Genomic DNA, 9,020 nt, shown 5'->3' on the forward strand with positions numbered 1-9,020 from the left:
GGTTTTGAAATGTTCTCCTAAAACAAAATTGCCGGAGAAACAGCCAGCGTTTGCATAAAGTAATTTGGTTTCTATTTTAGTCCCATTTTCGTCATATAAAGCCACATAGATATTTGTAGTAAAAAAAAAGGGGAGTTTGTCTTTTTTATTATAAACATAACCTTTAAACCAAATACTCTCGTTTGTTAAGTATGTATTTTTGTTAAGATGTAAATGCATGTTTTCGCGCTCTAATGCGAAGTAATTTTCAAAGTGTTGAACTATTTGCTGTTTAGAATTATTACTTTGACTGAACCCATTTGCAACAATCAATACTAAAAACAAGAGGAGTGAGGTTGGTTTCGAAAACATAAAATGATTATTAGGCTTTTAATTGAAAAATTCGTTTGAAAAGTAAATGTAAAAAAAAATCCGAAACTAAAAGCTTCGGATTTATTGTTATTAAGAAAATTCTTATTACATCATTCCCGGCATTCCGCCACCCATTGGGTTTCCGCCAGCACTTTCTTCTTTGATGTCAATTAAGGCACATTCGGTAGTCAAAATCATTCCTGAAACTGATGCAGCGTTTTCCAAAGCCACACGAGTCACTTTTTTCGGATCGATAATTCCAGCCAAAAGCATGTCGACATATTCGTCGGTCTTAGCATTGTAACCAAAATTTCCTTCGCCTTCTGAAACTTTTGCTACTACTACAGAGCCTTCTAGGCCTGCATTTTCAACAATCGTTCTTAAAGGAGATTCAATCGCACGCGCTACAATTTGAACACCAGTTGCTTCGTCTGCATTTAAAGTTTGAATGTCTTTTAAAGCAATTTTAGCTCTTAGTAAGGCAACACCTCCACCAGCTACGATTCCTTCTTCAACAGCGGCACGAGTGGCGTGTAAAGCATCGTCTACGCGGTCTTTTTTCTCTTTCATTTCTACTTCAGAAGCAGCACCAACATAAAGAACAGCAACACCACCAGCTAGTTTAGCCAAACGTTCTTGTAATTTTTCTTTGTCGTAATCAGAAGTCGTTGTTTCCATTTGACCTTTGATTTGGTTTACGCGATTTTTGATCATATCGGCTTCGCCTGCACCACTCACGATGGTCGTATTGTCTTTGTCAATGGTTACTCTCTTGGCTGAACCCAACATCTCAAGTGTTGTGTTTTCTAAAGTATAACCTCTTTCTTCAGAAATTACCGTTCCTCCGGTTAAAATAGCGATGTCTTCCAACATTGCTTTTCTTCGGTCGCCAAAACCTGGAGCTTTTACAGCAGCGATTTTCAATGCACCACGTAATTTGTTTACTACTAATGTTGATAGCGCTTCGCCATCTACATCTTCAGCAATAATCAATAATGGTTTTCCAGACTGAGCCACTGGCTCTAAAACAGGAAGTAACTCTTTTAACGAAGAAACTTTTTTGTCGTACAATAAAATGTATGGACTGTCCAATTCGGTTTCCATTTTTTCTGGATTCGTCACAAAATAAGGAGAAAGATATCCTCGGTCAAATTGCATTCCTTCTACAACATCTACATAAGTGTCAGTTCCCTTGGCTTCTTCAACAGTAATCACGCCTTCACGGCCTACTTTTGCGAAAGCGCTTGCAATTAATTCGCCCACAACATCGTCGTTGTTTGCAGAAATCGAAGCGATTTGCTTGATTTTATCAGAATCACTTCCTACCACTTGAGCTTGAGTAGCCAAATTAGCTACAATGGCTTCAACAGCTTTGTCAATTCCTCTTTTTAAGTCCATTGGATTGGCTCCAGCGGCTACATTTTTCAAACCTTCTTTTACAATGGCTTGCGCCAAAACAGTTGCAGTTGTTGTCCCGTCTCCGGCTAAATCATTGGTTTTTGATGCCACTTCTTTAACCATTTGAGCACCCATATTTTCTAAAGGATCTTTCAATTCGATTTCTTTAGCTACCGTAACACCATCTTTAGTAACGGTTGGCCCACCAAATGATTTTCCAATAATTACATTTCGACCTTTTGGTCCTAAAGTTACTTTTACTGCATTAGCCAATGCGTCAACGCCACGTTTTAATCCGTCACGTGCTTCAATATCGAATTTTATATCTTTTGCCATTTTAATTTTTTGTTTTCCCCACCCCAGCCCTCCCCGAAGGAGAGGGAGCCGAGATGGATTTTGTTTGTAAATATTTTTATGTTCAGAATTAAAACAAATTTTTACTTGTTTTTGAAAATTTTAATTTAATCTAGAAAGAACTTTAGTACGTTAAATTTTTCATTAATAATTTTCTGTAGTTCGATTCCAGTTTATTCTCCCTCCGCTTCGGGGAGGGTCGGGGTGGGGCTTATATTACCGCCAGAATATCATCCTCACGCATAATCAAATAATCAGTTCCTTCTAATTTTAGTTCTGTTCCTGCGTATTTTCCGTATAAAACAGTATCGCCAATTTTAACGGTCATCGTGTGGTCTTTTGTGCCATTTCCAACCGCGACAACGGTTCCTTTTTGTGGTTTTTCTTTTGCGGTATCTGGAATAAAAATTCCTGAGGCTGTTTTAGTTTCAGCTGCAACCGGTTCAATTAAAACGCGATCCGAAAGAGGTTTAATGTTTAATGCCATAATACTATATTTGTGTAAATGATTAATTATTTCTTTGAGCAAGTCAGAAATTGTGCCAAGGGGCTAAATCTGTCATTTTTGCCTAAAAAAAAATGCCAGCTTGACAAGCTGGCATTTTAGTATGATTGTTTTCAATGATTATTGTGCAGGGACTTCTGTTGCTGGTTTAGTTTCAGCTGGAGTTGTTGCTGGTGCTGGAACTTCTGTTTTTGCAGGAGTAACTTGTTTATCGTCAATGATTTTCACTTCACTATTTCCTGAATTAAAACTTAAACTTGAAAACAGAATAAGGATAATTAACAAAACTCCAAGTGTCCAAGTACTTTTATCTAAAAAATCGGTCGTCTTTTGTACACCACCCATTTGTTGTGAACCACCAAGTGTTGAAGATAAACCACCACCTTTTGGGTTTTGAACCATGATGACTACGATTAATAAAAAACAAACGATTACGATTAGTACTAAAAAAATTGAAAACATGATTATCTAATTAATTGTTATTTTGTTGTAAGATTCTAATATCCGAAATTCGGTTTGCAAAGAAAGTACTTTTTTCTGGATATTTCAAAATTAATATTTCATAAGCTTGAATTGCTTTTTGAAATTTTCGTTGTTCCAAATACACTTTGGCCAATGTTTCGGTCATCAAGTAGGAGTGATCTTGGTTTTGCTCAGGAATGTGGGCGATTTTGGACATTTCTTTAACGGGAGAAATTTTCGGATTATTCTCGATAAACCGATCAATCAGGGCTATTTTTTTTTGTTTTACTGGGTCAATAGGCTGTTCAATAGCTTCATTTTGTGTTTCTGCCGCTTTGTTTTCTCTTTGAATCGGATTGAAATTGGCCAATTGAAGCCACTCTTGAAAAGAATGTTTTTCGTCTTTCAGAAAATCCAAGGGTTTTCCGATATTCAACTTTTCGGTTGCAATTGCAATATTTTGTGCGGTATCTGAAAATGCCTCGATTGGTGTTGCTTCTGAAATGGATTTTTCAAAGGAATGCTCGAAGGGTAAAGCATCAGATTTTGAATCTGCAATAGGCTTATTTATTGTGACAATCTCGATGTCATTTACTTTAATTTCGTTGATAAGAGCTTCTTTTTCTTCAATAAATAATTTCTGAACCGAAGCAAAATTGCCGCTGGTAATAAAATCAAACAACACACTTCGGTCTGTGGTATATGCCGCTGTTTTACGAAGTGCCGGATTGTATTGAAAACTATCTTGGTTGTACAAAACTTTTAATAATAAAGCACGAGCACTTTGAAAAAATGGAAATTCAGTTACGATTTGCTCCAAACCAATGGCATGCTTATCTTTGATAGCATTGGGTTTGTTGAGTAAAAATGTAAATTCGTGCGTATTCAAAATTGTGTTATTAAAAATAATAAATTACCATTTTGCCAAAGATTCATTGAAAATGTCTTGGGTAATTCGTTCAAAAATTTCGTCTAATGCGGGGTTCAATTGAGCTCTGGAGGGTAAATTTTCTCCGGGAAAATCAAAGAAAAATGAAAATGGTTTTTCAAAGTTGTCTTCTTCTTTGTTTTTGTTGGTGAAACGTACATTAATCCGGATCGTTAATCGGTTTTGAGCCGCACGTTGATCGGCAGTTGCCGTCATGGGTGTAATGTTATAGCTCGTAATTTCACCTTCGTATACTAAATCGCCTCCCGAATTGGTCAAACTCAAGTTGGTTTGATTTTGAATTAAATCTTGTAAAGCACGCGTAAATGCTAAGTCAATACCTGGTTCAATCAAATCGGCATTATTTTGAAAATAGTTTACCTGAAACGTTTTAGCATCTATTTTTCCCGTTCCTGTAAAATTATAAACGGAACAACCATTGAACGCGAAAACGATTACTACTAGTAAAGCTATATGTTTTAATTTTTGCATCATCTTTTTAAAAGGTCAAATATACTACAAATCAAATTGTTTTATTTTTCGGTACAGCGTTCTTTCAGAAATTCCCAACTCATCGGCGGCTGCTTTGCGTTTTCCTTTGTTTTTTTCTAGTGATTTTTTGATCATTTCGATTTCTTTTTGCTCCAATTTGAGTATCTCTTCCTCTTCGACCGTTTCTGCAAAAAGATAGTTGTCTTCCGAATCATCGTAGTTATTAGTGGAAGTTTGGGTGGTTTTAGCCATCGGGATTACCGACATTTCATTATCGTCTTCAAAATCAATTTCGTTCTCCTCTTGATTTGAACCGTAAATTTTTTGAATCAGATTTTTGTTTTTTTCTTGCACTTGACTGGCGCCATTTTCCATCAACTCCATGGTCAATTTTTTCAAATCATTCAAGTCACTTTTCATATCAAACAATACTTTGTACAAAATTTCTCGTTCTGTACTAAAGTCGGATTCGTTTTTTTTATCCCTAATCACAGAAGGTAAATTGGACGCTTCGGATGGCAAATACGATTTTAATGTTGCGCTATTGATTTCGCGAGTGGTTTCTAAAACCGAAATTTGTTCGGCTACATTTCGCAATTGACGAATGTTCCCGCTCCAACGAAATTGTAGCAATAATTGCACGGCTTGTTCGTCTAATTTTATGGCAGGCATTTTATATTTATGTGCAAAATCAGAAGAAAATTTGCGAAACAATAAATGGATGTCTTCTTTTCGCTCGCGAAGTGGCGGCAATGTAATATCTACGGTACTCAATCGATAATACAAATCTTCCCTGAATTTCCCTTTTTCAATCGCTTCAAACATATTTACGTTTGTGGCTGCCACAATCCGGACGTCTGTTTTTTGCACTTGGGAAGATCCTACTTTAATAAATTCGCCATTTTCCAAAACCCGTAGCAACCGAACCTGAGTGGTTAGCGGTAATTCGCCCACTTCATCTAGGAAAATAGTTCCGCCACTTGCCACTTCAAAGTAGCCCTCTCGAGTAGAGGTTGCTCCTGTAAAAGCACCTTTTTCGTGTCCAAATAGTTCACTATCAATCGTGCCTTCTGGAATCGCACCACAGTTTACCGCGATGTATTTCCCGTGTTTTCTATGCGAAAGCGAATGAATTATCTTTGGAATACTTTCTTTTCCCACACCACTTTCTCCAACAACCAAAACCGAAATATCGGTTGGTGCCACTTGAATGGCTTTTTCAATGGCACGATTGAGCTTTGGATTATTTCCAATAATCTCAAATCGTTGTTTTATAGCTTGTACTGTTTCCATACTTTGTTTTTTTCTGCCACGAAGTAATCTGGTATTTATTTTTAACCACAAATTACACAAATTTCCACAAATTAATTAAGTGCTAATTAATCTTTTATGACTTAATGATTTGTTTTGAAAATTCACAATAATTCCAATTGGAGTATCAGCTAGTTTCATATAATTTAAGGTTCGGGCAAGGTGTTCATTAGTAACTTCTTTCACTGACTTTACTTCTAAAATTATATCATCATAAACTACAAAATCCGCATAAAAATCATGTGGCAGAATATATCCTTTATATTCAACATCATACCTTTTTTCCCTTTCATAAGGAATATTGTGATTTTTAAATTCAATTTCTAAAGCATCCTTATATACGATTTCTAGTAACCCTGGACCTAAAATTCGGTGAACCTCCATGCACAATCCAACTATTGTGTAATTCTCATCTTTCTTGTAATAATATTCTAAATTGTTACTCATAATTTTTAATTAATCAATTTGTGAAAATTTGTGTAATTTGCGGTAAAATTAATTCATCCCACTCAATCCCACTGCTTTCCCAATCAAAGTGCCACTCGTGCAATCGGTAATTTTTACATTTACGAAATCACCTTCTTTATAATGTTCTTTCGGAAAAACCACCATAATACTTTGCGAATTTCGTCCTGCCCATTCTTTATTCGAACGCTTTGATTCTTTTTCGATTAAAACTTCTACGGTTTTACCTAGAAATTCTTGTGTTCTAAACGCACTGTGTTGTCTTTGTAAATCTACAATTTCTTGCAAACGTCTGGCTTTTGTGAGCTCTGGAACATCATCGTCCATTTTTCGTCCTGCCAATGTTCCCGGGCGTTCCGAATAGGCATACATATAACCAAAACTGTATTTTACGTATTCCATCAAACTCATCGTGTCTTGATGATCTTCTTCCGTTTCTGTTGGAAATCCTGCAATCATGTCTTGCGTTACAGCACATTCTGGAATGATGGAACGAATTGTATCAATTAATCTGAAATATTCGTCTCGTGTATGCAAACGATTCATAGCTTTCAAAATACGGTCGCTTCCCGATTGAACAGGCAAGTGAATGTGCTTGCAAATGTTGTGGTATTTTGCAATAATGTGTAAAACCGGTTCGTGCATATCTTGCGGATTCGAGGTCGAAAACCGAATGCGCATTTTAGGAAATTTAATGGCTACAGTTTCTAAAAGTTGCGCAAAATCAACCGATGTAGCTTTCGCAAAATCAGAAGCAGTATCAAAATCTTTTTTCAAACCGCCTCCATACCACAAATAACTGTCGACATTTTGACCCAAAAGCGTAATTTCTTTAAAACCTTTGTCCCACAAATTTTGAATTTCTGTGATGATACTTTCGGGTTCGCGACTCCGTTCTCTTCCGCGGGTGAAAGGCACAACACAAAAAGTACACATATTGTCGCAACCTCTTGTAATAGAAACAAATGCAGAAATTCCGTTACTGTTCAAACGCACCGGTGAAATATCGCCATACGTTTCGTCTTTCGACAAAATTACGTTGATGGCATCATTCCCGGATTCTACTTCCTGCAATAAATTGGGTAAATCTTTATATGCATCGGGCCCCACAACGAGGTCAACTATTTTTTCTTCTTCTAAAAACTGGGTTTTCAATCGTTCGGCCATACAGCCTAAAACGCCGACTTTCATTTTCGGATTCACATCGCGTTTTACCGCATTGTATTTGGCTAGACGTTTTCGGATGGTTTGTTCGGCTTTGTCGCGAATCGAACACGTATTGATTAACACCAAATCTGCTTCTTCTAAAACTGTGGTCGTGTTGTAGTTATTATCCGATAAAATGGAAGCCACGACCTCGCTGTCTGAAAAATTCATCGCGCAACCATAACTTTCAATAAATAATTTCTTTGAATTTTGTGCTTTATGTTCTAAAACCAAGCTTTCGCCTTGTTTGCTTTCTTCAATTGTCTTTTCCATCGTGTTGTAAAGTAGGAATTTTTCCGTCTGCAAATATAGCGCAATTTTAAGTAAAAGTGACAAGTTGGCAGACTAAGAATTTACAGTAATTTTATTAAGGTGTTAAAGATTAAACTGTTTCACTTCTAGGACTATTTTTTCTTCTAAAAAAGAAAAGTCCTTTTGATTGTTTGAAAGAAGAAACTAGTATATTTGAAAAAACAAAAAGTGAAACAAACTATGTTTAATTTAGCTGATTTTGGGTGTACGTCCGAGGGTTTGTTTAGTTTAACACGAGTTTTGTACAATTTTTCCCTAAAATCACGAATTAATTAATTTAAAATAAAACAAAATATGGAGAAGATTTTTTTAGGAATTGTTTATTCAGTAGGTTTTATGATTTTTATAGGCGTAATTTTTCATTTAATTGAAAAATATTTAGGAATAACCGCAGTTCCAAAATATGGAGGGCGTTCAGCTTCTGAAATACAGCGTACAAATGATAAACTACTTGAATACGAACAAAAAAATAATCCAATATTAGTAAAGTTTGCAATAAATAATGTAGAAAAAAACATTTTGCAATAACTCCAAGTAATATTTTAAGCGAAATAGATAAAATTAAAAGAGATAAAAATTTGATGGAAATGTATGAAGAACTTAAAAAAAATGACAGAACAAAATCTTAAACTTAGTAATTTTGAAAGCGAATTTGAAGTAATTGGATATTTATTAAATTCTAACAATGAATCTCGAGCAATCGATTCGTTTTCTTTATCACTTCTAAAAATAGAAAAACAAATAAGAAAAATATTTACTCATCTTATTTATCAATACGAATGTTTTGAACCTTCTGACAAAATAAAAATTATTAATATTCTTTCGGCTAATAATAATATCTATTTCAGACACTTAATTAGCGGAATAAATTTAATCTACATCAAAGAAATTAAGGATATTTATGGTTTTGGTTATGAAGTTGACTACAACTCTATTTCTAATTTAAAAAGTTTTCGCAATAAAATATTTCACGGTCAACTAACTGGGCAAGAATTAAATAGAACTGACCTTACAGAATTTGTTACAATAATGAAAAGATGGTCGAAACAAATTGCCGAATCTTTTCATGATGAAATAAATTATGACGGATTTGAAAGAAATTCTTTAAAAAAATCAAAAAAAAACTTCACTACATTATTAAAATGTAAGTTCAAGTTATAAGTGCAACAGATAAATTAAAAACACTTGGAGTTTTCCTCCAAGTGTTTAAGGTCAAAAGCCTAAATTTGTCTTGCA

10 protein-coding genes and 1 pseudogene are annotated in these 9,020 nt (G+C 35.1%); 2 read left to right on the forward strand and 9 right to left on the reverse strand.

Features of this window, described 5'->3' with window-relative positions; genetic code table 11:
* The 9 genes and pseudogenes from ACIQ2X_RS10545 to miaB all read right to left on the reverse strand — a co-directional run.
* Positions 1–351, reverse strand: a pseudogene (locus ACIQ2X_RS10545) (hypothetical protein); the annotation flags it as partial.
* Positions 352–456: 105 nt separating this feature from the next.
* Positions 457–2,085 (reverse strand): chaperonin GroEL, encoded by a 1,629-nt coding sequence (gene groL, locus ACIQ2X_RS10550; protein WP_396178892.1) that lies wholly within the window; start codon positions 2,083–2,085, stop codon positions 457–459.
* Between the two features lie 229 nt (positions 2,086–2,314).
* The gene (groES, locus tag ACIQ2X_RS10555) at positions 2,315–2,590 is read right to left on the reverse strand and encodes a co-chaperone GroES (protein ID WP_396178893.1); all 276 of its coding nucleotides are present in this window, start codon (positions 2,588–2,590) and stop codon (positions 2,315–2,317) included.
* A 138-nt stretch (positions 2,591–2,728) separates the two neighbouring features.
* Positions 2,729–3,076 (reverse strand): preprotein translocase subunit SecG, encoded by a 348-nt coding sequence (gene secG, locus ACIQ2X_RS10560; protein ID WP_396178900.1) that lies wholly within the window; start codon positions 3,074–3,076, stop codon positions 2,729–2,731.
* A gap of 4 nt (positions 3,077–3,080) precedes the next feature.
* Positions 3,081–3,959, reverse strand: a complete 879-nt coding sequence (locus ACIQ2X_RS10565) for a hypothetical protein (protein WP_396178894.1) — start codon at positions 3,957–3,959, stop codon at positions 3,081–3,083.
* A 24-nt stretch (positions 3,960–3,983) separates the two neighbouring features.
* On the reverse strand, positions 3,984–4,490 hold the full coding sequence (locus ACIQ2X_RS10570; RefSeq protein ID WP_396178901.1) for an LptE family protein: 507 nt from the start codon (positions 4,488–4,490) through the stop codon (positions 3,984–3,986).
* A gap of 24 nt (positions 4,491–4,514) precedes the next feature.
* Positions 4,515–5,783 carry a sigma-54 interaction domain-containing protein gene (locus ACIQ2X_RS10575; protein ID WP_396178895.1) on the reverse strand — a complete coding sequence of 423 codons (1,269 nt, stop codon included), beginning with the start codon at positions 5,781–5,783 and terminating at the stop codon, positions 4,515–4,517.
* A gap of 75 nt (positions 5,784–5,858) precedes the next feature.
* Positions 5,859–6,248 carry a GxxExxY protein gene (locus tag ACIQ2X_RS10580; RefSeq protein ID WP_396178896.1) on the reverse strand — a complete coding sequence of 130 codons (390 nt, stop codon included), beginning with the start codon at positions 6,246–6,248 and terminating at the stop codon, positions 5,859–5,861.
* Between the two features lie 48 nt (positions 6,249–6,296).
* Positions 6,297–7,745, reverse strand: a complete 1,449-nt coding sequence (gene miaB / locus ACIQ2X_RS10585) for a tRNA (N6-isopentenyl adenosine(37)-C2)-methylthiotransferase MiaB (RefSeq protein ID WP_396178897.1) — start codon at positions 7,743–7,745, stop codon at positions 6,297–6,299.
* A 333-nt stretch (positions 7,746–8,078) separates the two neighbouring features.
* Here miaB and ACIQ2X_RS10590 point away from each other — a divergent pair, with 333 nt between their 5' ends.
* Together ACIQ2X_RS10590 and ACIQ2X_RS10595 are read left to right on the forward strand one after the other, a co-directional pair.
* Entirely contained in the window at positions 8,079–8,312 is a 234-nt protein-coding gene (locus tag ACIQ2X_RS10590; protein WP_396178898.1) for a hypothetical protein, read from the forward strand.
* Positions 8,313–8,375: 63 nt separating this feature from the next.
* Positions 8,376–8,945 (forward strand): hypothetical protein, encoded by a 570-nt coding sequence (locus ACIQ2X_RS10595; RefSeq protein WP_396178899.1) that lies wholly within the window; start codon positions 8,376–8,378, stop codon positions 8,943–8,945.
* Positions 8,946–9,020 lie beyond the last annotated feature (75 nt).

The organism is Flavobacterium sp. (assembly GCF_044368625.1).
Classification (GTDB): Bacteria; Bacteroidota; Bacteroidia; order Flavobacteriales; family Flavobacteriaceae; genus Flavobacterium.

Bases quoted from the DNA above. Each gene is read 5' to 3' on its own strand.
- ACIQ2X_RS10595 (WP_396178899.1), top strand. From the start codon at position 8,376: ATGAAGAACTTAAAAAAAATGACAGAACAAAATCTTAAACTTAGTAAT.
- ACIQ2X_RS10570 (WP_396178901.1), bottom strand. From the start codon at position 4,490: ATGCAAAAATTAAAACATATAGCTTTACTAGTAGTAATCGTTTTCGCG.
- groL (WP_396178892.1), bottom strand. From the start codon at position 2,085: ATGGCAAAAGATATAAAATTCGATATTGAAGCACGTGACGGATTAAAA.
- ACIQ2X_RS10580 (WP_396178896.1), bottom strand. From the start codon at position 6,248: ATGAGTAACAATTTAGAATATTATTACAAGAAAGATGAGAATTACACA.
- ACIQ2X_RS10575 (WP_396178895.1), bottom strand. From the start codon at position 5,783: ATGGAAACAGTACAAGCTATAAAACAACGATTTGAGATTATTGGAAAT.
- ACIQ2X_RS10590 (WP_396178898.1), top strand. From the start codon at position 8,079: ATGGAGAAGATTTTTTTAGGAATTGTTTATTCAGTAGGTTTTATGATT.
- groES (WP_396178893.1), bottom strand. From the start codon at position 2,590: ATGGCATTAAACATTAAACCTCTTTCGGATCGCGTTTTAATTGAACCG.
- miaB (WP_396178897.1), bottom strand. From the start codon at position 7,745: ATGGAAAAGACAATTGAAGAAAGCAAACAAGGCGAAAGCTTGGTTTTA.